This window comes from Sphingomonas panni (assembly GCF_022664435.1).
GTDB lineage: Bacteria > Pseudomonadota > Alphaproteobacteria > Sphingomonadales > Sphingomonadaceae > Sphingomonas > Sphingomonas panni.
On sequence record NZ_JAKREU010000004.1, the window covers coordinates 286,815 to 313,047 of the forward strand.

The 26,233-nt window shown below is 67.6% G+C and carries 24 protein-coding genes and 1 tRNA gene; 19 read left to right on the top strand and 6 right to left on the bottom strand.

The features are described from left to right. Window positions 1-10 precede the first annotated feature (10 nt). The 4 genes from MF609_RS10525 to MF609_RS10540 all read right to left on the bottom strand — a co-directional run bounded on the left by MF609_RS10525 (window position 11) and on the right by MF609_RS10540 (window position 3,324). The gene (locus MF609_RS10525) at window positions 11-469 is read right to left on the bottom strand and encodes a cupin domain-containing protein (RefSeq protein ID WP_242416265.1); all 459 of its coding nucleotides are present in this window, start codon (window positions 467-469) and stop codon (window positions 11-13) included. After that, window positions 466-1,569 (bottom strand): Gfo/Idh/MocA family protein, encoded by a 1,104-nt coding sequence (locus tag MF609_RS10530; protein ID WP_242416266.1) that lies wholly within the window; start codon window positions 1,567-1,569, stop codon window positions 466-468. Before MF609_RS10530 ends, MF609_RS10525 begins: the two co-directional genes overlap by 4 nt. A 76-nt stretch (window positions 1,570-1,645) precedes the next feature. Beyond that, window positions 1,646-2,734, bottom strand: a complete 1,089-nt coding sequence (locus MF609_RS10535; RefSeq protein WP_242416267.1) for an AI-2E family transporter — start codon at window positions 2,732-2,734, stop codon at window positions 1,646-1,648. A gap of 164 nt (window positions 2,735-2,898) precedes the next feature. Beyond that, complete coding sequence (locus MF609_RS10540) at window positions 2,899-3,324, bottom strand: MerC domain-containing protein (RefSeq protein WP_242416268.1); 426 nt, start codon at window positions 3,322-3,324, stop codon at window positions 2,899-2,901. 247 nt (window positions 3,325-3,571) lie between these two features. On the opposite strand from MF609_RS10540, the gene MF609_RS10545 reads away from it, so the two are divergent. Further along, complete coding sequence (locus tag MF609_RS10545; protein ID WP_242416269.1) at window positions 3,572-5,659, top strand: M3 family metallopeptidase; 2,088 nt, start codon at window positions 3,572-3,574, stop codon at window positions 5,657-5,659. A gap of 283 nt (window positions 5,660-5,942) precedes the next feature. On the opposite strand, the gene MF609_RS10550 is transcribed toward MF609_RS10545, so the two are convergent. After that, window positions 5,943-6,017: transfer RNA gene (locus MF609_RS10550), tRNA-Glu, on the bottom strand. A 67-nt stretch (window positions 6,018-6,084) separates the two neighbouring features. After that, window positions 6,085-7,848 (bottom strand): single-stranded-DNA-specific exonuclease RecJ, encoded by a 1,764-nt coding sequence (recJ, locus tag MF609_RS10555; protein ID WP_242416270.1) that lies wholly within the window; start codon window positions 7,846-7,848, stop codon window positions 6,085-6,087. Window positions 7,849-7,936: 88 nt separating this feature from the next. Here recJ and MF609_RS10560 point away from each other — a divergent pair, with 88 nt between their 5' ends. The 18 genes from MF609_RS10560 (at window position 7,937) to murB (ending at window position 26,073) form a co-directional block, all read left to right on the top strand. Beyond that, a complete protein-coding gene (locus MF609_RS10560) occupies window positions 7,937-9,145 on the top strand; it encodes a trans-sulfuration enzyme family protein (RefSeq protein WP_242416271.1) in 1,209 nt (402 codons plus the stop codon). Continuing rightward, on the top strand, window positions 9,142-9,540 hold the full coding sequence (gene apaG / locus MF609_RS10565; protein WP_242416272.1) for a Co2+/Mg2+ efflux protein ApaG: 399 nt from the start codon (window positions 9,142-9,144) through the stop codon (window positions 9,538-9,540). Before MF609_RS10560 ends, apaG begins: the two co-directional genes overlap by 4 nt. Continuing rightward, window positions 9,537-10,328, top strand: a complete 792-nt coding sequence (locus MF609_RS10570) for a LysR family transcriptional regulator (RefSeq protein WP_242416273.1) — start codon at window positions 9,537-9,539, stop codon at window positions 10,326-10,328. The genes apaG and MF609_RS10570 overlap by 4 nt, the downstream gene beginning before the upstream one ends. An 85-nt stretch (window positions 10,329-10,413) precedes the next feature. Then, on the top strand, window positions 10,414-11,406 hold the full coding sequence (locus MF609_RS10575) for a cysteine synthase A (RefSeq protein WP_242416274.1): 993 nt from the start codon (window positions 10,414-10,416) through the stop codon (window positions 11,404-11,406). Between the two features lie 41 nt (window positions 11,407-11,447). Continuing rightward, the gene (locus MF609_RS10580) at window positions 11,448-11,699 is read left to right on the top strand and encodes a hypothetical protein (RefSeq protein WP_242416275.1); all 252 of its coding nucleotides are present in this window, start codon (window positions 11,448-11,450) and stop codon (window positions 11,697-11,699) included. A gap of 578 nt (window positions 11,700-12,277) precedes the next feature. Next, on the top strand, window positions 12,278-12,745 hold the full coding sequence (locus MF609_RS10585) for a division/cell wall cluster transcriptional repressor MraZ (protein WP_242416276.1): 468 nt from the start codon (window positions 12,278-12,280) through the stop codon (window positions 12,743-12,745). Continuing rightward, window positions 12,742-13,695: a 16S rRNA (cytosine(1402)-N(4))-methyltransferase RsmH gene (gene rsmH / locus MF609_RS10590; RefSeq protein ID WP_242416277.1), complete on the top strand. Its 954-nt coding sequence runs from the start codon at window positions 12,742-12,744 to the stop codon at window positions 13,693-13,695. Before MF609_RS10585 ends, rsmH begins: the two co-directional genes overlap by 4 nt. Beyond that, window positions 13,692-14,267, top strand: a complete 576-nt coding sequence (locus MF609_RS10595; protein ID WP_242416278.1) for a hypothetical protein — start codon at window positions 13,692-13,694, stop codon at window positions 14,265-14,267. The genes rsmH and MF609_RS10595 overlap by 4 nt, the downstream gene beginning before the upstream one ends. After that, entirely contained in the window at window positions 14,264-15,979 is a 1,716-nt protein-coding gene (locus MF609_RS10600; RefSeq protein WP_242416279.1) for a peptidoglycan D,D-transpeptidase FtsI family protein, read from the top strand. The genes MF609_RS10595 and MF609_RS10600 overlap by 4 nt, the downstream gene beginning before the upstream one ends. Then, a complete protein-coding gene (locus MF609_RS10605) occupies window positions 15,976-17,391 on the top strand; it encodes a UDP-N-acetylmuramoyl-L-alanyl-D-glutamate--2,6-diaminopimelate ligase (RefSeq protein ID WP_242416280.1) in 1,416 nt (471 codons plus the stop codon). Before MF609_RS10600 ends, MF609_RS10605 begins: the two co-directional genes overlap by 4 nt. 1 nt (window position 17,392) lies before the next feature. Further along, complete coding sequence (locus MF609_RS10610; protein ID WP_242416324.1) at window positions 17,393-18,763, top strand: UDP-N-acetylmuramoyl-tripeptide--D-alanyl-D-alanine ligase; 1,371 nt, start codon at window positions 17,393-17,395, stop codon at window positions 18,761-18,763. After that, entirely contained in the window at window positions 18,763-19,833 is a 1,071-nt protein-coding gene (mraY, locus tag MF609_RS10615; RefSeq protein ID WP_242416281.1) for a phospho-N-acetylmuramoyl-pentapeptide-transferase, read from the top strand. Before MF609_RS10610 ends, mraY begins: the two co-directional genes overlap by 1 nt. Continuing rightward, on the top strand, window positions 19,830-21,230 hold the full coding sequence (gene murD, locus MF609_RS10620; protein WP_242416282.1) for a UDP-N-acetylmuramoyl-L-alanine--D-glutamate ligase: 1,401 nt from the start codon (window positions 19,830-19,832) through the stop codon (window positions 21,228-21,230). The genes mraY and murD overlap by 4 nt, the downstream gene beginning before the upstream one ends. 5 nt (window positions 21,231-21,235) lie before the next feature. Further along, window positions 21,236-22,459, top strand: coding sequence for an FtsW/RodA/SpoVE family cell cycle protein (locus MF609_RS10625; protein ID WP_242416325.1), 1,224 nt, complete (start codon window positions 21,236-21,238; stop codon window positions 22,457-22,459). After that, a complete protein-coding gene (murG, locus tag MF609_RS10630; protein WP_242416283.1) occupies window positions 22,456-23,601 on the top strand; it encodes an undecaprenyldiphospho-muramoylpentapeptide beta-N-acetylglucosaminyltransferase in 1,146 nt (381 codons plus the stop codon). The genes MF609_RS10625 and murG overlap by 4 nt, the downstream gene beginning before the upstream one ends. After that, on the top strand, window positions 23,598-25,004 hold the full coding sequence (gene murC, locus MF609_RS10635; protein WP_242416284.1) for a UDP-N-acetylmuramate--L-alanine ligase: 1,407 nt from the start codon (window positions 23,598-23,600) through the stop codon (window positions 25,002-25,004). The genes murG and murC overlap by 4 nt, the downstream gene beginning before the upstream one ends. Next, window positions 25,001-25,195, top strand: a complete 195-nt coding sequence (locus MF609_RS10640; protein WP_242416285.1) for a hypothetical protein — start codon at window positions 25,001-25,003, stop codon at window positions 25,193-25,195. The genes murC and MF609_RS10640 overlap by 4 nt, the downstream gene beginning before the upstream one ends. Beyond that, window positions 25,192-26,073 (top strand): UDP-N-acetylmuramate dehydrogenase, encoded by an 882-nt coding sequence (gene murB / locus MF609_RS10645; RefSeq protein WP_242416286.1) that lies wholly within the window; start codon window positions 25,192-25,194, stop codon window positions 26,071-26,073. The genes MF609_RS10640 and murB overlap by 4 nt, the downstream gene beginning before the upstream one ends. Window positions 26,074-26,233: the final 160 nt, after the last annotated feature.

Below are 26,233 nucleotides of genomic sequence, written 5' to 3' on the forward strand. Positions count from 1 at the left end.
TGCCCGCCGCCTATTTCGCCGGGATCTTCGTTCCCAGCAACACCAGCCGGTCGCTGGTAATTCCGAACCAGTGCGGCACGCCCGCCGGGATCAGCAGCACGTCGCCGGGCTTGAGCGGCCGGTCGACCGCATCGACGATCCGGTCCCCCTCGATCAATCCGGGCTGGGTTTCGCGCCCGTTATCCATGCGCTGCCCGGTGCGCAACGTGCCCTCGCCGGCGATGACGATGGCATATTCCGCCTGATCGGGATGGACCGCCGGCCGTCCGGGCGCTTTCCAATATTCCAGCGCCGCGACACGTTCGCCATCGCGCACGACCGGCTCCCAGGCAAAGCCTTGCCCCGGCTTCATCGCCTTGCCCATCGCCTCGACACGGGCGGCGATGTCGCTGCCGCTGGCGAAATCCTGTCCCGTCGCCGGCACGGCCAGCAGTGCAGCCAGCGGCGCCAGACGCAACGCGATCCTCATGCCCGGCCGTCCAGCCGGATCGTCCGCCCCTCACGCGCCGAGCGGTAGATCGCCTCGATGATCCGCATGTCGCGCAGCCCCTCCTCGCCCGACACGATCGGGGTTCGTCCGGTGCGCGCGCATTCGGCCATATGGTCGAGCTGCGCGGCGAACTGCGTCCTGCCCGGTCCCGGCGGCGGGTTGACCGCGCGTTCCCGACCACTCCCGACCCATAATTGCTGCCCCGAATAGCCGGTCGCCGGTTCCAGTTCGATGCGGCCCTTGTCGCCCATCAGCAGGATATGGTTGTGGTTCGCGCTATAGGAGGACTGGCAGCTGCCGATCGCACCGGAGGGAAATTCCAGCGTCCAGTCGATCATGTCCTCGACCTCGGCAAAGCGCGGGTCGCGGCGGTCGGTGGATTCGCGTGCGGTGACGGCGATCGGCTCCTCGCCGGTCATGTAGCGCGCCGCCTGCAGGCTGTAGATGCCCATGTCCATCAACGACCCGCCGCCCGACAGGGCACGCTTCAACCGCCACATCGTCGGGTCGCCCGCGGTGAAGCCGTGTTCGGAGCGGACATAGCGGATTTTGCCCGCAGCGCCGCTCTTCGCCAGCCGCATCGCCTCCAGATTATACGGCTCGAAATGGCAGCGATAGCCGATCATCAGCTGGCGATCCGCTTCGCGACAGGCCGCGATCATGGCCTCCGCTTCGGCGACCGAAACCGCCATCGGCTTTTCGCACAGTACGTGCTTGCCGGCTCTTGCCGCGCGGATCGTATATTCGGCATGCATCGCATTGGGCAGGCAGACATAGACGATATCGACCGCCGGATTGTCGCGGATGCGGTCGAAGTCGTTATAGTTGTAGATCGAGCGGGTGGGCAGCCGGTGATCGGCCGCGACCTTGGCGGCCTTCGCCGGATCGCCGCTGACCACCGCCGCCAGCCGGCTGTGCCGGCAATTGGCGAATTCGGGGATGATTCGGCCAAGCCCGTAATTGCCCAGACCGACGATCGCATAGCCGAGCGGTCGGTCGGGAGCGGCAAGGCCGCGGGTACTCGACGCCAGCGACAGCGCGGCCGCGCTGAGGATCACGTCGCGGCGGGCAAGGTCCATGATGGTGTCTCCGACGGCTGAGCGGCAACGATGCCGCCGGAGTGCCAAGCCTTCAAGCGATTAGTCTGATTCTACCTTATGGTGTCTCTTCAACGGGTTGCGGTGCGGCGCGCAGGCGGCGTTGCTCGGTCAGCACCTGCCATCCGGTCAGGAACAGCGCCCCTGCCACCGGTCCGACGACGATCCCGCTCAATCCCAGCAGGTCGATCCCACCCAGCGTCGTGACCAGCACCATCCAGTCGGGCAGTCCGGTATCGCGCCCGACCAGCACCGGCCGCAGGATATTGTCGGCCAGTCCGATGACGAACACCCCCGACAGGATGACGACGACCCCCTGCCAGATCGCCCCAGTCGCCAGCAGATAGATGGCGACCGGGGTCCAGATCAGCGCTGGTCCGACCGCTGGCAGCAGTGCGACGATTGCCATCACCACGCCCCACAACAGGGCGGCGGGCAGGCCGACGATCCAGAAGGTGATAGCCCCCAGCGCACCCTGGACGAGCGCAACGACGCCCGACCCCTTGATCGTGGCGCGCACGACGGCGACGAACTTGTCGGCCAGGCGCTGTGCGACCGTCGGTTCCAGCGGCAGGGCGCGGACCACCGCCGGACCGATACGCTCGCCATCGCGCAGCAGGAAATAGGTGACGTACAGCCCGACGCCGAATGCCAGCAGGAATGCCGCCGCATTCGCGCCGATCGACAGGGCGCTGCGGGCGAGGACGCTGGCGCTGGCGCTGGCCGCCTGCGAAATCTTCAGTTGGGCGCGTTCGAAGCTGCCAAAGCCCGCGCTGTCGATCGCCCGCTGCAACCTCGTCGGCAATGCGCCATGGACCTGTTCGAAATAGGTCGCGAAATTGATCTGCCCGGTGCGCAGCTGGCCATAGACGCCCGCCGCCTGGTCGATGACCATGCTGACGATAATCATCGCCGGAATCACGACCGCGACGGTGATGATGAGCAGCGTCAGCGCGGCGGCAAGATTGCGCTGTCCGGGACGCCAGCGCAGCAGGCGCTGGAACAGCGGCTGGAACAATAATGCCGCGAGCGCCGCCCATAGCAGTGCGCCGATGAAGCTCGATACGACGAAGGTAAGCGCGACGGTGATGAGTGCGAGAAAGAGCAGGAACCCGCCGGATTCGACGCGCTGACGGACGATTGCCATGCTGGACAGCCTCGGTTTCGGTACGTGCCGGCGGTGCGGCCGGACATTGTCGTTGCGGGAGCGGAACGCCCGTCGCGCTTCTATGCTCCCCCCGCCGATGCCGAAAGTGGGGAATCGATCGATCCGTGTCGGCTTATCCTTCTGCTTAGGACGGTCAGCCAGCGTCAGCCGACCGTTCCCGGCGATATCGGTGCCGATCGTGCCCGCCAGTTCAGGACATGGGCGACCGCCAGCGTCACCGCGCCGACGGACGTCACGATCCGCTCCGCCGTTTCGCCGTCGATGGCGAATGCCCCGATGCCGAGCAGCATCAGACCGGCCGCCGCCAGCATTGCCGGACCGAAGCGGTGGTGCCGGGCATGGCCCGACGCCATGGCAAGGATGCTGATCGGCAATGCGATGGCAAAGGCGATGGTGTGAAACGCCTCCGGCACGACCAGCACCGTCGCCAGCACGGGCAGGGCGATCAGCAGGATCGGCAGTATGAGACAGTGGATCAGACATAGCATCGATGCGGTCACGGCAAATCCGTCGAGCAGCCGTTGGCGATGTGGCGCGGCAGGCTGCCGGGCGGGGGAAGTGCTGGACATGCGACATACTCGACTAACGATTGAATGATACAACATATCATTCACGTCGTAGGGGATTGCAACCCCGGTGTCGCCGCCCCGCCTGACCCTGCGCGTCCTCGGACCGGCTACGTTCATGTTCGTGCGGGTAGCAATGCGGCATCGATCGCGTACGCCATCGGCCGAACGCCGGGGTTGTGCGCGCGGCGTCGATGTGATGCTATACCATCGCGTTCGATACGAAGAATTAACCTGACGAAGGACCTTCATGCACCGTCGTACCCTGCTAGTCTCCGCCGCCATGCTGCCGCTGCTGAACACGCCGCTTCGTGCCGCCGAACCGGCAAACCCGCTGCTCGGGGATTGGACCGGCGGCATCCCACCCTATCAGGCGATCCGCCCTGCGCATTATCGCCCGGCGTTCGATGCCGCGCTGAAGGCCGCACGCGCCGATTTCCGTGCGATCACCGTCGTGCGATCCGCGCCTACCTTCGCCAACACGATCGAAGCGATGGAGCGGTCGGGGCAGCAGTTGGCACGGATATCGTCCGCCTTCTTCAACGTGTCGTCCGCCGATGCGACGCCCGAGATCCAGGCGATCGAGGAGGCGGTGGTCCCCGAACTGACTCGCTTCTCGAACGAAACCTCGCTCGACCCGGCGCTGTTCGCGCGGGTGGACCGGCTGTACAAGGATCGCGCCTCGCTCGGCCTCGATCCCGAACAGTCGCGGCTGCTGGAGGAGACGCACAAGCGCTATGTCCGCGCCGGTGCGGCGCTGCCGCCGGCGGCACGCGCGCGGGTGGCGGCGATCAACGAGGAGCAGGCCAGGCTCGGAGTCCAGTTCGGCCAGAAGCTGTTGGCCGATCAGAAGGCGAGCAGCGTGCTGCTGACCGAGGCGGAGGTCGCGGGGCTTCCCGCGGACCAGAAGTCGGCAGCAGCGACGGCGGCCAAGGCGGCGGGCAAGACCGGCTATCTGATCCCGGCCACGCGTTCGGCGGTCGAACCGTTCCTGACCGTGGCGACCAATCGTGCGGCTCGGCAAAAGGTGTTCGCGGCGTTCGACAATCGCGGCGCGAATGCGAACGAGAACAACACGTCGGCGATCATCCGTCGGCTGGTCGAACTGCGCATCGAACGTGCCAGGCTGATGGGCGCTCAGAGCCACGCCGCGTTCGTGTTGCAGGATGCGATGGCCAAGACGCCTGAGGCCGCGACCGACCTGCTGATGCGGGTCTATCGTCCCGCGCTGACCCGCGCGCAGGAGGAGGAAGCGGCGCTGCTGAAGCTCGCCAGCGCCGATGGCGTCACGCGGATCGAGCCGTGGGACTGGCGCTTCTATGCCGAAAAGGAACGCCAGCGGCGCTATAGCCTCGATGAAGGTGCGGTGAAGCAGTATTTCCCGCTCGACGGCATGGTCGCCGCGCTGATGGACACGACCAAGCGGCTGTACGGCATCCAGTTCGTCGCCCGCGCCGACGTGCCCGTCTATGCCGATGGCGTGAAGGTGTGGGAGGTGCGCGAGCGCGACGGCACGCCGATCGGGCTGTTCTACGCGGACTGGTTCGCGCGACCGACCAAGCGGCCGGGTGCGTGGATGAACTCGCTGCGGGACCAGAACATGCTGCTGGGCCACCAGCCGATCGTCGTCAACAACTGCAACTACACGCCGCCGGCTCCGGGCGAACGCGCGCTCATCAGCCTCGACGATGCCGAGACGCTGTTCCACGAGTTCGGGCATGGTTTGCACGGGCTGTTCAGCAAGGTCCGCTACCCCAGCCTGTCGGGCACGTCGGTCACCCGCGATTTCGTCGAATTCCCGTCGCAGGTGCATGAGCACTGGGTCAGCGATCCGGCGATCCTGCGCGCCCACGCCCGCAACGCCGCCGGCCAGCCGATGCCGGAGGCGATGCTGAAATCGTTGCTGGAGGCGCGCACCTTCAACCAGGGTTATCTGACGGTGCAGCAGTTGTCGTCGGCGATCCTCGACATGCGGCTGCATTCGCTGGGCACGCTGCCTGCCGATTTCGACGCACTCCGCTGGGAAAAGGCGCAGCTGGCCGATCTGGGCGTGCCGCACGCGGTCGGGATGCGGCACCGGCTGCCGCACTTCAGCCATATCTTCGACGGCGGTTATTCGGCAGGCTATTACGCCTATACCTGGGCCGAGGTGCTGGACGCCGATGGCTTTGCCGCGTTCGAGGAATCGGGCGACGTCTTCAATCCGGCCTTGGCAAAGAAGTTGCGGGACGAAGTACTCTCGCGCGGCAACTCCCGCGACCCCGCAGCAAGCTATGTCGCGTTCCGCGGCCGGATGCCCGACGCGACGGCATTGCTGCGCAATCGCGGGCTGGCCTGACGAAGTGTGACACCGCCCGGCTGAAGCGCCGGGCGGCGTTGCGTGGTGAGAGGCGAGCCGGGCTTAGGCGGTATAGCGGCTCACGCGCGGGACGTGGTGGCAGTCATCGGCCGGGGACCATGCTCGGATGCGAGACGCCATGGCATATCCCAAGCGATGACTTTCGACCCCAAGCGGTCCATTTCGAACCATCAGAGCCGGATTATCTTGGGAGGTGAAGTGAAGTCGCCAATCGCACCGTGTCCGCAAAAAGCGCAGATTTCGGCTGCTTTTGCCTTGACGATGGTGACCCCTACGGGAATCGAACCCGTGTTTCAGCCGTGAAAGGGCCGCGTCCTAACCGCTAGACGAAGGGGCCATCTGGTGGCGTGGAGGGGCTGTTAGTGGAGGGTTCGCGATCGGTCAACACACTTTTGCATTTTTCTTCAATCGGCCCATGCCATATCGTCGATATGGAGTTCGGCGGCGGGGCGGCTGCCCCAGTCGTCCAGCTTGGCGCGCCCCGCCAGCCACAGCTTGCGATGCGGCGGTGCGCCCAGCAGTGCGGCGCCCAGGTCGGTTTCGGCCTGCCGGAATGCCACGCCCTTGAACCGGCGGCCATCGTCGCCGGTCAGGATCGCACGGACATGGCCGTTGCCGACGATGTCGGCCTTCACGATCCGTACCGGTCCCGCCGCGACGCGCGGGGCGGGCCAGCCCATGCCGTAAGGGCCGCCGGCTTCCAGCGCCTCGATCAGCAGCGGGCTGACCCCGCCGGGGGCCAGCACCGCGTCCACCAGCAGCGCGCGGTCCTCACGGGCGCGCTCGACCGGCTCCGCCATCCGCGCGTGGAGAAAATCGGCGAGGGCGGGGATCGCGTCCTCCGCCACGGTGACGCCCGCCGCCGCCGCGTGGCCACCGCCGGCGCTGACCAACCCCAGTTCCTTGGCGGCCAGGATCGCCGCGCCCATGTCGACACCGGGAATCGATCGACCCGATCCCTTGCCCACACCATGGTCGTCGATCGCGATGACCAGCACCGGGCGGCCGAGCTTTTCCTTCAACCGTCCGGCGACGATGCCGATGACGCCGGGATGCCAGCCGCGTCCCGATACCACCACGCAGCCGCGAGTGTCCTGTGCGCGCGCCGACAGGTCGGCCGATGCCTGCACGTCGCCCTCGATCGACCGGCGTTCCTCGTTCAGCCGGTCCAGCTCGACCGCCAGCGCGCGGGCCTCCTCCGGGTCCTGCGTCGTCAGCAGCCGGACGCCGAGGTCCGACTTGCCGACCCGTCCGCCGGCGTTGATGCGGGGTCCCAGCGCGAAGCCGAGGTCGGTGGCGGTCGGCGCGCGCGTGAGGCGCGATGCCTCGATCAACGCGGCGATGCCGATATTCTGCCGCCGGGCCATGACCTTCAGCCCCTGCGCCACGAACGCCCGGTTCAGGCCCCGCAACTGCGCGACGTCGGCGACGGTGCCGAGCGCCACGAGGTCGAGCAGGTCGAGCAGCTTCGGTTCGGGGCGGCCGGCAAAGAAGCCGCGCGCACGCAACGTCCGAACCAGCGCCGCCGCCAGCAGGAATGCGACCCCGACCGCCGCCAGATGACCGTGCGCCGCGCCTTCGCCCTCATCCAATCGGTTCGGATTGACGATGGCGAGGGCGGGCGGAAGCGCAGTCGTGCACTGGTGATGATCGACCACCAGTACGTCGATCCCGGCGTCGCGCGTCGCGGCGAGCGCCTCGAACGCCTGCGCGCCGCAATCGACCGTGACGATCAGCGTCGCACCTTCACCCGCCAGCCGCAGCATCGCCGGCGCGTTGGGGCCGTAACCTTCGCGCTGGCGGTCGGGGATATAGGGGCGGGCGGTCAGGCCCAGGTCGCGCAGCAGCCGCACCAGCAGCGCCGCCGACGTGGCGCCATCGACGTCGTAATCGCCGAAGATCGCGACCGGCTCCTTCGCGATGACCGCATCGGCCAGGCGTTCGGCGGCGCGGTCCATGTCGCGGAAGATCGAAGGATCGGGCATGAAGTCGCGGATGCTGGGCGTCTTGTGCGCGGCAAGTGCCTCGCGCGGGCAGCCACGCGCCAGCAGGATACGGGTGACGAGGTCGTCGGCGACGAACCCGTCGTCGCACACATCGCCCTCCAGTCCACGCCAGCGCCAAGGCTGGCCGAGGATGGAGCGATGCACATTGAGTACGGAACGCATCGCCGCGCTGTACCCCTTGGCGGCAGGGTGGTCCAGCGGGGCGCATCTCTACTGGAAATTCTTGCCCCGAGCGCGCAAAGACGGCGCCATGAAGCGCAAGACCGGACAAGACCGCAGCATCACCGCCAACTGGCGTCCCGCAACGCAGGCCGTGCGCGGCGGCACAGCGCGCAGCGAATATGGCGAGACGTCGGAAGCGTTGTTCCTCACCTCGGGCTATGCCTATGACTGTGCCGGCGATGCCGCCGCGCGGTTCGCGGGCGAACAGGTCGGCATGACTTATTCCCGGCTGCAGAACCCGACCGTCGAGATGCTGGAGGAGCGCATCGCCCTGCTCGAAGGAGCGGAGGCATGTCGCACCATGGCGACCGGCATGGCGGCGATGACCGCGGCGCTGCTCAGCCAGCTGTCGGCGGGCGATCACCTGGTCGGGGGGCGCGCCGCATTCGGGTCGTGCCGCTGGTTGACCGATACGCTGCTGCCGAAGTTCGGCATCGAAACCGCTGTCGTCGATGCGCGCGATACGCAGGCGTTCATCGACGCCAGCCGCCCGAACACCAAGGTCTGGTTCTTCGAAACGCCGGCCAACCCGACGATGGACGTCGCCGACCTGACCGCGATCTGCGCGGCCGCGCGCGAGCGGGGCATCGTCACGGTCGTCGACAACGCCTTTGCCAGCCCCGCGCTGCAACGCCCGATGGAGTTCGGCGCGGACGTGGTGGCCTATAGCGCGACCAAGCTGATGGAAGGGCAGGGCCGCGTCCTTGCCGGTGCCGTTTGCGGGACGAAGGCGTTCATCGACGACGTGCTGCTGCCCTTCACCCGCAATACCGGCCCGACGCTCAGCGCGTTCAACGCGTGGGTGGTGCTGAAGGGTCTGGAGACGCTCGACCTGCGCGTCATGCGCCAGTCGGAAAATGCGCTGAAGGTCGCGAGCTTCCTCGAAAGCCGCGTGCCGAAGATCAATGCGCCGGGCTTGCCGAGCCATCCGCAGCACGAGCTGTGTATGCGCCAGATGAAGATGGCCGGGCCGATCTTCTCGTTCGAACTCGATGGCGGCCGGCCGCAGGCGCACGGGCTGCTCGATGCGCTGCAACTCATCGATATCTCGAACAATATCGGCGATTCGCGTTCGCTGATGACGCATCCCGCCTCCACCACCCATTCGGGTGTGGCCGAAGAGAAGCGGATCGAGATGGGCATTTCGGAAGGCATGATCCGCATCAACGTGGGTCTGGAGGACGCGGACGACCTGATCGCCGATCTCGACCAGGCGTTGCGCGCGGTCGCCCTATGAAGGCGCTGTTCCCGCACGAGGCGACGACCGGCGGTATCGTGGTGCGGGTATCGGCGACCTATCTGCCCGAACAATCGCACCCGGCGCAGGGGCGGTGGTTCTGGGCCTATCACATCCGGATCGAGAATGATTCGGATCGGACGGTGCAGCTGCTCACCCGCCACTGGATCATCACCGACGGGCGCGGCGAACGGCATAGCGTGGAGGGCGAAGGTGTGATCGGCGAACTGCCCGTGATCGAACCGGGCGGCAGCTTCGATTACGTATCGGGCTGTCCGCTGACGACCCCGACCGGGGCGATGCAGGGGAGCTATCATATGCTGGCCGACGATGGGGAGACGTTCGACGTGGCCATCCCGCGCTTCACGTTGCTGGCGCCGGCGGTCGGCGCATGAAGCGGACGCATCTGCCGCTGAATGGCCTCCGCGTGCTGGACGCCGCCGCACGTCATTTGTCGTTCACGCGCGCGGCCGACGAACTGGCGGTGACCCCGGCGGCGGTGGGGCAGCAGGTCCGCGCGCTGGAGGATACGCTCGGCGTCGTGCTGTTCCGCCGCACCACGCGTGGCTTGGAACTGACGCCGGAGGGCGAGGCGGGATTGGCCGCGCTGCGCGGTGGGTTCCTGCAGTTCGAGGAAGCGGTCCGCGCGATGCAGGCCGGGCAGTCGTCCAAGTCGCTGACCATCGCCGCGCCGCGCGACGTTACGCAGAAATGGCTGCTTCCACGCCTGTCGCGCATCGCCGCCGCCGATCCCGAACTGCGGTTCGTGCTGGTCGCGGCGGACGACGCGCTCGATTTCACCGAAGCCAATCTCGATCTCGCCATCCGCTGGGGCGAGGGGCCGGGGGCACATGAGGGCGAGGCGCTCGAATCGGACGGCATGGTCACGGTGGAACGTGCCGACGGCGGTGCGGATACCCGGATCGGCTGGCCCGGTTGCGAACCCGAGGATGCGACCGCGCTGGTCCGCGTCGCCGATGCCGGGCTGGCGATCGATGCGGCGGCGGCGGGGCTGGGGCGGGCGACCGTGCCCGAACTGCTCGCCCGCGACGACCTCGCCGCCGGCCGGATCGCAGTGACCGGCGAACCGAAGACGGGGCGGCTGGGCTATTGGCTGGTCGCACCGCTGCCGCAATGGCGACAGGCGAAGGTGAAGGCGCTGGTCGACCTGCTGGCGGGGTAGCGCCCAAGCCACCATTGCCGCCCCTCAATCCATTCTACCCGCTCGCGCGCTTGCCCCGGCGGGCGCGGCGGGCCATCTCCTTATCATGCACACTGCTCTCGATACGCTCGCCCTGATCGGCAACACCCCGCTCGTCCGGCTGAAGGGGCCGAGCGAGGCCGCCGGGGCGGAGATCTTCGCCAAGTGCGAATTCGCCAATCCCGGCGCCAGCGTGAAGGACCGCGCCGCGCTGTCGATCGTCGAGGATGCGGAGGCACGCGGCTTGATCCGGCCCGGCGGGACGATCGTCGAGGGAACGGCGGGCAATACCGGCATCGGCCTTGCGCTGGTCGCCAATGCCAAGGGCTATCGCACCATCATCGTGATGCCGGAGACGCAGAGCCGCGAGAAGATGGAGACGCTGCGCGCACTGGGAGCCGAACTGGTGCTGGTGCCGGCCGCGCCCTATTCCAACCCCGGCCATTTCGTCCACACCAGCCGCCGCATCGCCGAGGAGACCCCGAACGCGATCTGGGCGAACCAGTTCGACAATATCGCCAACCGCCGTGCGCACATCACCGGCACGGCGGCCGAAATCTGGGAACAGATGGACGGGCGGATCGACGGCTTCACCTGTGCGGCGGGTACCGGCGGAACGCTGGCCGGGGTCGGTCTCGGCCTGAAGGAAAAGGACGAATCGGTCACCATCGCGCTGACCGATCCGCACGGCGCAGCGCTGTACGACTATTATGCCCATGGCGAGCTTCGCTCCGAAGGAACGTCGGTAGCCGAAGGGATCGGGCAGGGGCGGATCACCGCGAACCTCGACGGCGCGCCGATCGATACCCAGTTCCGGGTTTCGGACGAGGAAGGCATGGTCTGGGTCCGCCGGCTGCTGGCGGAGGAGGGGCTGTGTCTCGGCCTGTCGTCCGGGATCAACGTCGCCGGCGCGGTGCTGCTGGCGCGGCAACTGGGCGCGGGCAGCCGGGTGGCGACGATCCTGTGCGACACCGGATTTCGCTATTTGTCGACGCTCTACAATCCCGAATGGCTGACGGCGAAGGGCTTGGCGGTCGACAGCGGGGCCGCTTCGGCGTAACAGCGGTGCAGATGGTGCCGCGGTCCGATCAATCCCAGTTATTGCAACGCCTGCGCGTCGGCGCGACCGGACTGGTGCTGGTCGTGCTGCTGATCGTGCTGGCCAGCGCCCTGTTCCGCTCGGCGATCGACGAAGCGCCGATCGGCGAGGACGTCGCCACGATCGACGAACAGGCCAATATCGCGGTCGTGAACGTCACGCCCGTCGGCAACCCCGATGAGCCGCTGGCCGAACTCGGCATTTCGCCGGGTGCCTCGCCGAACGGGAATGTCGCGACGCCGGAGATTCGCTGAAGCCGCGATCCGTTCGTTCTGACCCGCGCGAGCAGCGCGCAGACTGATATCGCCACACCAACGCGCCGTAGTAGCCCAATGAGGCCCCAGCCTTCGCGGGGGTGACGTGCGCGGCCACGTCCTGTCCGGCTCTTTCGTCGCCGCAATGCGACCTCGCCGGATAGCTTCCCTGCGAACCTGCCCACGCGCGCCGTCCCGGCGCAGGCTGGGATCGACCGCCGATCGTGCGCCGCAGTTGCCGCACGAGACTCCCGCCTTTGCCGCAGGTGACGCTTAGGCGGATTCCCATCCAACCCCGCATCTGCGGTCCGACTGCAACGTCCAGTGGGGCGCCATCCCATCGCCACACCCGCGCTCACCCAAAAGTACGGTGAGAACAAACAACGTACATCCCAAAATCTGCCGTTCTGGTGGCGCTTTTTCCCATTCTGACCCAACTTCGCCCATTGTTACCCAGATTGGGTTTTGGTACGTATCGGGCGTCACAGGGGGCAGGTCCTGGGATCGTCGCTTCACACTGCCCGGCGCGTATTTGCCGGCGGTCGACGCTTCTCCTGCGTGACCGAACAGGGGCTGTGTTGGAGAGGGAACTCTACCTGAGCTACGGGCTACAGGCGGTCGACGCGAAGGGTCGCGTCGCGGTGCCTGCCAAGCTGCGCTCGGTGCTGGAGAAGAACGCCGACGCCCGCGAACTCCTGCTCAAGCGGCACGCCAAGCATGTCTGCCTCAGCGCGTTCGACGCCGCGTGGCCCAAGATCCTTTATTCGCGCAAACCCCAGGGCAGCGACGAGGATGCGGACACCGACTACAACGTCGCGGGCAAGGCGTTCGGCAACCTTGAAACCGCGCCGTTCGACAGCGCCGGACGCTTCGTCCTGCCGACCTTCTACCGCCGCCGTGCAAAGATCGACAAATGGGCGTTCTTTCACGGGCGTGGCGACACGTTCAACATCTGGGACCCGCACACGCTGATCGCCGATCTGGAGATCGACGCCGATACGCGCGAGCTGTGCGAATTCCTGATGGAAGAGAAGGGGCTGTTGTGACCGACGCGCCGCACATCCCCGTGCTGATGGCCGAAGCGGTCGCCGCGCTGGCGATCCAGCCGGGCGAAACCCATGTCGACGCGACGTTCGGCGCGGGTGGCTATACGCGCGCCATGCTGGCGGCCGGTGCGCGGGTGATCGCGTTCGACCGCGATCCGACCGCGCACGCCGCCGCCGCGCCGCTGCTGACCGAGGCGGGCGATCGCCTGACCCTGATCCAGGCTCCGTTTTCCGCGATGGCGAGCGAACTGGCGGCGCGTGGCATCGATCTGGTCGATGGCGTGGTGATGGATATCGGCGTGTCGTCGATGCAGCTCGACCAAGCCGATCGCGGCTTTTCGTTCCAGTATGACGGGCCGCTCGACATGCGGATGAGCCGGGAAGGCATCACCGCCGCCGAATGGCTCAACACCGCTGCCGAGGCCGAAATCTCGGACGTCCTCGATCGTTACGGCGAGGAACCGCGCCACCGTCGCGTCGCGAACTTCATCGTCGGCGCGCGGCCCTTGTCGCGCACCGGCGAGCTGGCCGCCGTGGTCCGCCGTGCGCTGGGCCATCGTCCGCATGAGAAGAAGGACCCGGCGACCCGCGCGTTCCAGGCGATCCGCATCCATCTGAACGACGAACTGGGCGAACTGACCGCCGGGCTCGACGCGGCGGAACGGGTGCTGCGACCCGGCGGGCGGTTGTCGGTGGTCAGCTTCCACAGTCTGGAGGACCGCATCGTGAAGCGGTTCCTGCGGGAGCGCGGCGGGGCGATGCCCGCCGGGTCGCGCCATCGCCCGGTCGTGGTGCAGGGGCCGGCGCCCAGCTTTGGCGACATTGCCAAGGCGGTGCGGCCAAGTGACGAAGAAATATCGGTTAACCCGCGCGCACGGTCGGCTACGCTGCGCGCGGGCCTTCGCACGGCGTCCGCGCCGTGGAGTTCGAACGGGAGTGCGTTGGTATGAGTGCGTTCGGGTTCGGAACGTTGGGCAAATTGGTGGCGGTCGGCGTGATGGCGCCGGCCTTCTATCTTGTCATCTCGCAGGGCGCGGCGGAACGCGGCCGGGTCGAGGCGGTCGAGCGCTCGATCGTGCAGGCGCGCAAGGACATCCGCGCGCTGGAAACCGAATTCGATACCCGCGCCAACATGGCCCAACTCGAACGCTGGAACGGGGACGTACTGGCGCTCGCCGCGCCGCGCGCCGAACAATATGTCGGGGGCGAGCATCAGCTGGCGTCGCTGCCCGGCCGGACCGAGGGCGGCAATGTCGCGCTCGCCTATGTCGTCCCCAGCGCCCCGATGGAAATGGCCGCCGCGACGCCCGAGCCGACCCTCGCTGCGGCAAGCGCGCCGGTCACGGCCCCGGCGAAGGCGGACAAGGCCAAGCCGGCGATGAAGCCGGTCGGCGCGGTGCAGACGGCGGCGGTGATCCCGGCCAAGGCGCGGGCGGTGGCAATGCTTGACCGCACGCTGCTGAGCGACGCCACCATGGCCGACCTTGCCCGTTCGGCGCGTAAGGAAGCGGCCCGCCCGTGATCGTCGTCGTGGCCCCGCCCCTCAATCAGCAACGGTCCGACGGTGCGCGGCACACGTTGGTCAACATCGCCCATTATCGGTTGATGGTGCTGATGCTGCTGTTCGCGGCGGGCGTCACGGTGATCCTCGCGCGGCTGATGCTGCTGGCGGTCGCTGCCGAACCGCGTTCGGCGATCGCAGCGGAGGCGGCGTTGGTCCCGCTGCGCGGCGATCTGGTCGATCGCAACGGCGCGCCGCTCGCCCGCACCATCGATGCCTGGTCGATCGCCGTCCGCCCGGACAAGGTGATCGGCGACAAGAAGCAGCTGGCCCAGCAGTTGGCCGCGCTGATGCCGGAACATGACGCCGGCTACTATTATGCGCAGCTGAACCTCGACCGCAATTTCGTCTATCTGCGTCGCCGCGCGCTGCCCGAACTGGTGCAGGCGGTGAATGCGCTGGGCGAACCGGGCATCGCGCTCGGCCGCGAACCCGAACGCCTGTACCCGCAAAGCGCGATGGCGGCGCATGCGCTGGGCTATCTCGACATGGACGGGCGCGGCGTGCGCGGCATGGAGAAATATCTGAACGCCCGGCTGGTCGATCCGGCCGAGCGTGGTCGCCCGGTCGCATTAAGCCTCGACCTGCGGGTGCAGGCGGCACTGGAAAGCGAACTCGCCAATGCGATGGCGGTGTTCCAGGCGCGCGGCGCGGGCGGCATCGTGCTGGACAGCGATACCGGCGAGGTGATCGCCATGACCTCGCTGCCGACGTTCAATCCCAATGCCGTGACCGCGAACACCGGACAGATGAACACGGTGACGCAGGGCGTGTACGAGCTGGGGTCGGCGTTCAAGCCGCTGACCATGGCCGCCGCGCTCGACAGCGGCGTCGCACCGTCGCTGTCCAAGCGCTACGATGCGACCCAGCCGCTCGCCGTCGGCGGCTTCCGCATCCGCGACGACCATGCGCAGAAGCGCTGGCTGAACATCCCGGAAACCCTGGTCCATTCGTCGAACATCGCGACCGCGCGCATCGCCGACGAAATGGGGCAGGCGCGGATGGAAAAGCTGTTCCGCGCGCTGCATTTCGATACCGCGCCCGATATCGAACTGGAAAAATCGCGCACCATCTGGCCGCATTACTGGGGCCGGACCACGACCATGACGACCGCCTATGGCCATGGCATCGCCGTCACGCCGCTCCACCTCGCCAGCGCCTATGCCGCGCTGGTCAATGGCGGCATCTGGCGTCCAGCGACGATGCTGAAGCTGAAGCCCGGACAGGCCCCGGCGGGCAGCCGTGTCTTCACCGAAGCGACCAGCGCCAAGATGCGCGCGCTACTGCGCCTGGTCGTTACCGACGGCACCGGCCGCAAGGCGGAGGCACCCGGCTTTCGCGTCGGTGGCAAGACCGGTACGGCCGAGACGGTCGGCGCTGGCGGCGGCTATTCGAAGAAGGTCAACGTCTCGACCTTCGCCGCGGTCTTTCCGATGGATCGCCCACGCTATGTCGTGATCGCGATGCTCGACAGCCCGAAGGGCACGAAGGAAACCTTCGGCTTCACCACGGCGGCATGGACCGCCGCACCGGTGGTCAGTCGGGTGATTTCGCGCACCGGACCGCTGCTGGGGGTGATTCCCGACGCCAATGCCGATATTGACCTCGCCGGACTGCGTTCGCTGCTGTGGCGGGCGCCGGGGGATGCGAAGAAGCTGGCGAACGTCGAATGAAATTAGGAACGATCACGGGCGGCGATGAACCGCAGACGGTGACCGGCTTCGCGATCGATCATCGCAAGGTCGCACCGGGCACGATTTTCGGCGCTTTCGAAGGCGCGCGGGTGAATGGCGAGGACTATATCCCCGCCGCCATCGCCGCCGGAGCGATCGCCGTCGTCGCCCGCCCGGAGGCGGTGGTCGACGGCGCCGTCCATATCGGCGCGCAGGACCCGCGCGAGGCCTTCGCCCGCGCCGCCGCGCAGTTCTTCGCGCCGTTCCCGCCGACCTGCGTCGCGGTGACCGGCACCAACGGCAAGACCAGCACCGTCGAAATGGTGCGCCAGCTGTGGCGGATGCAGGGTCATCACGCCGCCTCCATCGGCACGCTGGGCGTCACCACCGCCGACGAACGCGTCGTGACCGGGCTGACCACGCCCGACATCGTCACTTTCCTGTCCAACGTCGCCGGATTGGCCCGCGAGGGCGTGACCCATGTCGCGTTCGAGGCGTCGAGCCATGGCCTGTCGCAATATCGCACCGAAGGGCTGCCGGTCCGCGCCGCCGCCTTCACCAATCTCAGCCGCGATCACCTCGACTATCATGGCGACATGGCGAGCTATCTGACCGCCAAGCTGCGCCTGTTTTCCGAAGTGCTGGCCGATGACGGTACGGCAGTCGTGTGGATCGACGATCCCCATGCCGACCGGGTGATGGATCTGGCGCGGGTGCGCGGCAACCGCCTGATTACCGTGGGCGAACATGGCGAAACGCTGCGGCTGGTCGGCCGGGAGCCGAGCCTGCTGGGGCAGGCGCTGACCATCGAGGCGGAGGGCGCGACCCATAAGGTGCAGCTGCCGCTGATCGGCGCCTATCAGGCGGCGAACGCGCTGACTGCCGCTGGGCTCGTGCTGGCGACCGGCGGCACGCTTGCCGCGACGCTCGCCGGTCTCGCCCGGTTGCAGCCGGTGCGCGGGCGGCTGGAACGTGCCGTGATCCTCGCCAATGGCGCGCCGGTCTATGTCGATTACGCCCACACGCCCGACGCGCTCGAAGCCGCCATCGCCGCGCTGCGTCCCCATGCCGAGGGGCGGCTGATCGTCGTGTTCGGCGCGGGTGGCGACCGCGACAATGGCAAGCGCGCGCCGATGGGCGAGGTCGTCGCCGCACAGGCCGACGTCGCGATCGTCACCGACGACAATCCCCGGACCGAGGATGCGGCGCAGATCCGCGCGCAGGTACTGGCCGGTGCGCCGAACGCGACCGAGATCGGCGACCGCCGCGCCGCTATCTCCGCCGCATGCGCCATGGCGCAGCCCGGCGACATCGTGCTGATCGCGGGCAAGGGGCATGAACAGGGACAGATCGTGGGCGACATGATCCTGCCCTTCGACGACGTACAGGTGGCGCGTGACTGTGCCGGCTGACCTGCCGCTCTGGACCGCCGCCGCCATCGCCGCCGCGACCGGGGGCACCGCCTCCACCGATTTCGCCGTCGACGGCGTGGCGTTCGACAGCCGCGAAGTCGGGCCGGGCGACCTGTTCGTTGCGCTGTCCGGCGAGGCGACCGATGGCCACCGCTTCGTCGCACAGGCGTTCGCGCAAGGGGCGGCGGGGGCGATCGTATCGCGTCCGGTCGACGGCCCGCACGTCCTGGTCGACGACACGACCATCGCGCTGAACCAGCTTGCCACGGCATCGCGCGCGCGCACCGCGTCGCGCATCATCGGCGTCACCGGATCGGTCGGCAAGACGGGCACGAAGGAAGCGCTGTTCGCCGCGCTCGACCGGATCACCCACGGCAACGCGCATCGGTCGGTCAAGAGCTACAACAACCATACCGGCGTGCCGCTGAGCCTCGCCCGGATGCCGGCCGCCACGCAGGCCGCAGTGTTCGAAATGGGCATGAACCATGCGGGCGAGCTGGCGCAGCTGACCCGGTTGGTTCGCCCCGAAGTGGCGATCGTCACCACCATCGCACCGGCCCATACCGAATTCTTCACCGGCGAAGACGCCATCGCCCGCGCCAAGGGCGAAATTTTCGAAGGGCTGGTCGAGGGCGGCATCGCCATCGTGCCGTTCGACAGCCCGCATCGCGACACGCTGATTGCCGCCGCGCGCCCGCACGCCGCGAAGATCGTGACCTTCGGTCTGCGCGAAGGGGCCGATGTCCGCGCGATCGAACATGTCCGCATGTCGGGCGGCGACAGCTTCGTGACCGCGCGGCTGGGATCGCGCGAGGTCAGCTATACGCTGGCCCCGCCGGGCGAGCATTGGGTCGCCAATTCGCTGGCCGTGATGGCGGCGGTTGATGCGATCGGTGGCGATCTGGGCGTTGCCGGCCTCGCGCTGGCCGACCTTGCCGGCCTCGCCGGGCGCGGTGCCCGTCGCACGCTGAAGCTGCCGGCGGGCGAGGCGCTGCTGATCGACGAAAGCTACAACGCCAACCCCGCCTCGATGCGTGCGACGCTGAAGGTATTGGCCGCCGAACGCGCCGACCGGCGCATCGCGGTGCTGGGCGAAATGCGCGAGCTGGGCGAGTCGTCCGACGCCTATCACGCGGCGCTGGCGGTCCCTATCGACGAAGCGGGCGTTTCGCGCGCCGTGCTGGTGGGGCAGGGGATGCTTCCCCTCGCCAAGGCGCTTGAGGGCCGCATCGAAACCGTCCATGTGCCCGACGCCGCCGCCGCTGCCATGGTCCTGTCCGACCTGCTGCTGCCGGGCGACGCGGTACTCGTAAAGGGATCGAACGGGGTGGGGCTGGCGCGGGTCGTCGCCGACCTGTGGGGCCAGGGCTGATGTTGTACGAAATCGCCGAATATCTCGGCTTTCCGGGGGTATTGAACCTCTTCCGCTACCTGTCGTTCCGCACCGGCGCGGCGACGGCGACGGCGCTGCTGATCGGGCTGGTCATCGGCCCGCGCTTCATCGGCTGGTTGCGCGTGCGCCAGGGCAAGGGGCAGCCGATCCGCCTCGACGGGCCGCAGACCCATCTTGCCAAGCGCGGCACGCCGACCATGGGCGGGCTGATGATCCTGACCGCGCTCGCCACGTCGGTGCTGTTGTGGATGGACCTGGCCAACCCCTTCGTCTGGGCGTGCCTGTTCGTGACATTGGGGTTCGCCGCGATCGGTTTCCTCGATGATTATGACAAGGTGCGAAAGGCCAGCACGGCCGGCGTATCGGGCCGGGTGCGACTGCTGCTCGAATTCCTGATCGCCGGCATCGCCAGCTGGATCATCATCCGGCAGACCGGCACGATGCTCTATGTGCCGTTCTTCTCGAACGTCGCGATCGATCTGGGGCCGTTCTATATCGTCTTCGCCGCCTTCACGATCGTCGCGTTCGGCAATGCGGTGAACCTGACCGACGGCTTGGACGGCCTTGCGACGATGCCGGTCATCATCGCTTCGGTCGCGCTGATGCTGATCGTATATATGGTCGGCAACGCGAAGTTCGCCGCCTATCTCGGCATCCCGCACGTATTGGGCGCGGGCGACCTCGCGCTGTTCTGCGGCGCGATCGTCGGGGCGGGGCTGGCGTTCCTGTGGTACAACGCGCCCCCGGCGGCGGTGTTCATGGGCGATACCGGCAGCCTGGCGCTCGGCGGCGCGCTGGGTGCGATCGCGGTGTCGTCGCATCATGAGATCGTGCTGGCGATCATCGGCGGGCTGTTCGTGGTCGAGGCGCTGAGCGTCATCATTCAGGTGTTCTGGTACAAGCGCACCGGCAAGCGCATCTTCCGCATGGCGCCGATCCACCATCATTTCGAACAGCTCGGCTGGGCCGAGGCGACGGTCGTGATCCGCTTCTGGATCATCGCCTTCGTGCTGGCGCTAGCCGGCCTCTCGACGCTGAAGCTGCGGTGATTACCGCTGCCGCCTGGGCGGGGAAGAAATTCGCGGTGCTGGGGCTGGCACGCTCCGGCGCGGCGACGGTGCGCGCGCTGCTGGCCGGTGGCGCGGAGGTCGTGGCTTGGGATGGCGACGAGGCGAAGCGCAACGCGATCTCTCCCTCTCCCCGCTCGCGGGGAGAGGGTCGGGGAGAGGGGCCTTCTTCTTCTACGACATCGCCCGCGACTGCCCCTCTCCCAACCCTCTCCCCTGAAGGGGAGAGGGCTTTGACGTTCGCCGACCCGCTTACCATAGACCTCACCGGGTTCGACGGCGTCGTCGTGTCTCCCGGCGTGCCCCTCAACCGGCACCCGATTGTCGCCCACGCCGGCGACACGCCCATCATCGGCGACATCGAACTCTTTGCACAGGCCCGCGCCGACCTGCCGCCGCACAAGGTCGTCGGCATCACCGGCACCAACGGCAAGTCGACCACGACCGCCCTGATCCACCACATCCTCGAACAGGCCGGCATCCCCACACGCATGGGCGGCAATATCGGCCTGCCGATCCTCGCGCAGGATCCGCTGCCGGCGGGCGGGGTCTATGTCCTCGAACTGTCGAGCTACCAGATCGACCTGACCCGCAGCCTCGACTGCGACGTGGCGGTGCTGCTCAACCTCACCCCCGACCATCTCGACCGCTATGCCGGCTTCGAAGCCTATGCGGCGTCCAAGGCCCGCCTGTTCGCCATGCAGTTTCAAGGCACAGCAGTCCTTGGACGGCGTAATCGCGCAAGTGCGTCGTGGGCTGCTTCGATCTACCGTTACAATCGCAGTCGAGTAGGGACGAACGTCAAAGTCGTTCGTCTGCCCAAGACGTACGATGAAACGGTAACTTTTGGCCCCGCACTCGCCGGTTCGCACAACGCGGAGAACGCGCTTGCCGCCATCGCCGTCTGCGAAGCGCTCGGCCTCGACGCCGAAACCATCCGCGCCGGTCTCCAAAGCTACCGCGCCCTGCCGCACCGCATGGCGCACGTCGCCGACGTGAACGGCGTCGCCTATGTCGACGACAGCAAGGCGACCAACCCCGATTCCACCGCGCCCGCGCTCAACGCGTTCAAGCGCATCCACTGGATCGTCGGCGGCCTCGCCAAGTCCGACGACCTCGACGCCTGCCGCCCCGGCTTCGCCAATGTCGTCCACGCCTATACCATCGGCACGGCGGCGGACCGCTTTGCCGAACTGCTTGGCGGCGACATGCCCGTAACCGTCGCCAACACATTGGACGAAGCGGTAAAATTGGCCGCGACAGCGGCGCGACCCGGCGATACCGTCCTGCTGTCGCCGGCCTGCGCGTCGTTCGACCAGTTCAGCGATTTCGAAGCGCGGGGGCGTGCCTTCGCGGCCGCAGTGGGGGCATTGGCATGACCGATATGGGGCGCGGGCGCGACGTCCGGGCACTGCGCCAACGGGTAGAGACGCTGCAGGGGCGCAGCGCGCGCTCGCCGATCGGCGCGTGGTTCCGCGAAGTCGACCGGGTGCTGCTCTTGATCGCGATGGTGCTGATCGCCATCGGGCTGGTCGCGGTTGCCGCCGCCTCGCCGGCATCCGCCGTGCGCTATTCGGGCGGCGACGTCACCGTGCCGCCGATGATGTATTTCTGGCGACAGGCCGGCTGGATCGCAGTGTCCTTCCCGGTGATGATTATCGTGTCGATGCTGCCGGTCACGCTCGCGCGCCGGCTGTGCCTGCTCGGCGCGGCGGTGCTGGTACTGGCACTGATGGTCACGCCCTTCGTCGGCGTGGAGGCGAACGGCGCGCGGCGCTGGATCAACCTCGGCATCGGGCAGTTCCAGCCGTCCGAGTTCCTCAAACCGATGTTCATCGTCACGACGGCATGGCTGCTGTCACTGCGCGCAAAGGACCCGCAGCTGCCGATGCTGTGGGTTACCGGAGCGCTGACCGCCGTGATTGCGGGCAGCCTGATGCTCCAGCCCGATTTCGGTCAGACGGTGATCTTCTGCGGCGTGTGGCTCGCGCTGCTCATCATTTCGGGCATTGCCGTCCGCACCATGGCGCTGCTCGGAGCGGCCGGGGTCGGCCTGATCGCTGCTGCCTATACCTTCTATGGCACCGCCCGCGTCCGCATCGACGGCTTCCTGTTCCCCGATCCCGAAAGCGCCGCGACCGACAGCTATCAGGTCGACATGGCGCACGCCGTGCTGACCGCGGGCGGCGTCATCGGTACCGGCCCCGGCGGGGGGCGGGTGAAGTTCAAGCTGCCCGAGGCGCATACCGACTATATCTTTGCCGTGGTGGGTGAGGAGTTCGGCCTGATTGCCTGCGCGATCATCGCGATCATCTTCCTTGCCATTGTCGTGCGCGTCTTCGTCCGGCTGCTGGACGAAGAGGACGCGTTCAAGCTGCTCGCCGCCGCCGGCCTCGCGGTGCAGTTCGGGGCGCAGGCACTCATCAACATGGCGGTCAATGTCGGCATCGCCCCGTCGAAGGGGATGACGCTGCCGTTCATCTCCTACGGCGGGTCGTCGATGATCGCGCTGTCGATCGGCATGGGACTGCTGCTCGCTTTCACGCGCCGGAACCCGTATCTGAGCCGCTCACCTTACGGCCCACAGCGCTGGAGCGGAGCGAAATGAGCAAGCACTACGTCCTCGCCGCCGGGGGCACCGGGGGGCATATGGTCCCCGCCGCCGCCCTGGCGACCGAACTGACCCGGCGCGGCCATCGTGTCGCATTGGTCAGCGACGAACGCGGCGTGCGCTTTCCCGACCTTTTCGACGGCATCCAGACCCATGTCCTGCCCGCCGGTCGCCTGTCCGGCGGTCCGCTCGGCTGGGCCAAGGCCGCGCGGCAGATGCTGGCCGGACGGTCGATGGCGATCGAGCTGTACAAGACCTTCCGCCCGTCCGCCGTGATCGGCTTCGGCGGCTATCCCGCGCTCCCCGCGCTGCTGGCCGCCTTCGCGCAGAAGGTGCCGACGATCGTCCACGAACAAAATGCCGTGCTCGGCCGGGTCAACCGGCTGGTCGCGGGCAGCGTGCATGGCATCGCCACCAGCTATGAACGCGTCGCCCGGCTGAAGGACAGCCATGTCCCCAAGACGCATCTGGTCGGCAATCCGGTGCGCGAAAGCGTCCTCGCCCTGCGCGAACGCCCTTATCCGGCGCTGGACGAGGAAGGCATTTTCCGTGTGCTGGTCACCGGCGGCAGTCAGGGCGCGAGCATCCTCAGCCAGGTCGTCCCCGATGGTCTCGCGCTGCTTCCCGTCGCCTTCCGCCGCCGGATGCAGGTGACGCATCAGGCGCGAATCGAGGATATCGACGCAGTGCGCGCGAAGTACGCCGAACACGGCATCCCGGCGGAGATCGCGACCTATCTGCCCGACCTGCCCGACCGGCTGGCGTGGAGCCATGTCGTCATTGCCCGTGCCGGGGCGTCGACCATCGCCGAACTGACCGCCGCCGGCCGTCCTGCGATCCTCGTACCGCTGCCCGGTGCCACCGACGACCACCAGACCGCGAACTGCCGCGAGATCGTGGCCGCAGGCGGCGCGCGCTCGATCCAGCAGGCGCAGTTCACCGCGCCGGAACTGGCCAAGCAAATCCAGAAGCTCGGCCTCGATCCCGCCGCGCTCGCCAATGCGGCGGCCCGCGCGCGCAGCTGCGGTCGGCCCTTTGCCGTCCGCGACCTCGCCGATCTGGTCGAGAGCATCGATGCACCCAAGGCGAAAGTGGGCAGGCAAGCCCCCGCCCAACGACAGAAGGAAGCATTTGCGTGAAAGGCGTCGCGACCGATATCGGCACGATCCATTTCGTCGGCATCGGCGGCATCGGCATGTCGGGCATTGCCGAGGTGATGCATAATCTCGGCTATAAGGTGCAGGGATCGGACGTGGCCGAGGGCTATGTCGTCGATGGTCTCCGCGCGCGCGGCATCGACGTGCATATCGGCCACCGGGCGGAGAATGTGGAGGGCGTGGCGGTGGTCGTCACCTCGACCGCGATCAAGCCCGGCAATCCCGAACGCGACCATGCGCTGGCCAAGCGTATCCCGGTGGTGCGCCGCGCGGAGATGCTCGCCGAACTGATGCGGCTGAAATCAACCGTCGCGGTCGCCGGCACGCATGGCAAGACGACCACGACCTCGCTGATCGCGGCATTGCTCGATGCCGGCGGCGTCGATCCGACCGTCATCAACGGCGGGATCATCAACAGCTACGGTTCGAACGCCCGGCTGGGCGCGTCCGACTGGATGGTGGTCGAGGCGGACGAGAGCGACGGCAGCTTCCTGCGCCTCGACGGCACGATCGCGGTCGTGACCAACATCGATCCCGAACATCTCGACCATTATGGCAGCTTCGACCGGGCGAAGGACGCCTATGTCGAATTCATCGAGAATGTGCCCTTCTACGGCGCGGCGGTCCTCTGCCTCGACCATCCGGAAGTACAGGCGCTGATCCCGCGCATCCGCGACCGCCGCATCGTCACCTATGGTTTCGCGGCGCAAGCCGATGTGCGCGGCGTCGAAGTGACGGCGGGCCGCGACGGCAACCGTTTCGACTGCGTGGTGCGCGACCGCGACGGGCAGACCCGCACCATCGAAGGCATCCACCTGCCGATGGCCGGCCGCCATAATGTCCAGAACGCGCTGGCGGCGATCGCCGTCGCGGTCGAACTGGGCCTCGACGACGCGACCATCGCGCAGGGCTTCGCCAAGTTCGGGGGCGTGAAGCGCCGCTTCACCCGCGTGGGTGAAGTCGCGGGCATGACCGTGATCGACGATTATGGCCACCACCCGGTCGAAATCCGTGCCGTCCTGTCCGCCGCGCGCGAAGCGACCGGCGGGCGCGTCATCGCCGTGGTGCAGCCGCACCGCTATTCGCGGCTGGGCGCGCTGATGGACGAGTTCGCGCAGGCGTTCAACGACGCCGATGCGGTCCATGTCCTGCCCGTCTATGCCGCCGGGGAGGCCCCGGTCGAAGGCGTCAGTGCCGAGGCGCTGGTCGACGGCATCCGCCTGCGCGGCCACCGTTCGGCACAGGTCGCGGCGGACAAGGACGCGCTTGCCACCGCGCTGGCTGCCGAAGGTCAGGACGGCGACCTGATCGTCTGTCTGGGCGCCGGTGACATCACCAAGATCGCTGCCGGCCTGCCCGCCGCGATTGAGGAGCGGCTCGCATGAGCGACTGGTTCTCCACCGCCATCGAAATGCAGCGCGAAATCCTGCGCGCGCAACAGGCACAGCTCGACGCGGCCAAGAAGCTGCTCGACACCGCCGAGACGCGCGACATGACCGAGGTCGGCAAGCAGATCGCCGATGCGCAGGCCGAGGCATGGACCGCTTGGGCGCGCTTCTGGGGCAGCGGAAAATGATGTTGCCGCCGGTCCGTGGCAGGCTGACCCCGAACGCCCCGCTGGCCCCGCTCGTCTGGTTCAAGGCGGGTGGCGCGGCCGAGTGGCTGTTCGAACCGGCCGACACGGATGATCTGTGCGACTTCCTCCGCGCGCTCGACCCGACGGTGCCGGTCATGGGGTTGGGTCTCGGCTCCAACCTGATCGTTCGCGACGGCGGCGTTCCGGGCGTGGTCGTGCGTCTCGGCAAAGCCTTCGCAAAGGTCGCGGCGGACGGTCTGACGCTCAGCTGCGGCGGCGGGGCGAGCGGCATCCTCGTCTCCTCGACCGCCCGGGATGCAGGAATCGCTGGCATCGAATTCCTGCGCTCGATTCCCGGCACGGTCGGCGGCTTCGTGCGGATGAACGGCGGTGCCTATGGCCGCGAGGTAGCCGACGTGCTGGTCGAGGCGCAGGTCGTCACCCGCGACGGTACGCTGACCACGCTGAGCCGAGCCGACCTCAACTACCGCTACCGCCACAGCGATCTTCCCGAAGGCGCGATCGTCGTGTCGGCGACCTTCCGGGGTGAGGCTGGCGACAGCCAGGCGATCCAGGCCGAAATGGATCGCATCGCGTCGGCACGCGAAGCCTCGCAGCCGCTGCGATCGAAAACCGGCGGATCGACCTTCAAGAACCCCGATGGTCATAAGGCATGGGCGTTGGTCGATGCCGCCGGATGTCGGGGCTTGCGCAAGGGTGACGCGCAGGTATCGGAAAAACACTGCAACTTCCTGCTCAACACCGGCAACGCTACCAGCGCCGATATCGAGGCGCTGGGCGAAGAGGTGCGGGCGAAGGTGCTGGCAGCATCGGGCGTGACGCTCGAATGGGAAATCCAGCGGGTGGGGGTGGCGTGACCTTCCTTCCCCCAAGCAACCCGTTTGGTTCGAGCAGCTTCGAGCGAAGTCGAGAAGCGTCCGTCGAGAACGCGTGTGCCACAACCACCGCCTTCTCGACTTCGGGTCTCGACAGGCTCGACCCTGCGCTCGAAGCAAACGGATATGGCAATATAACGAA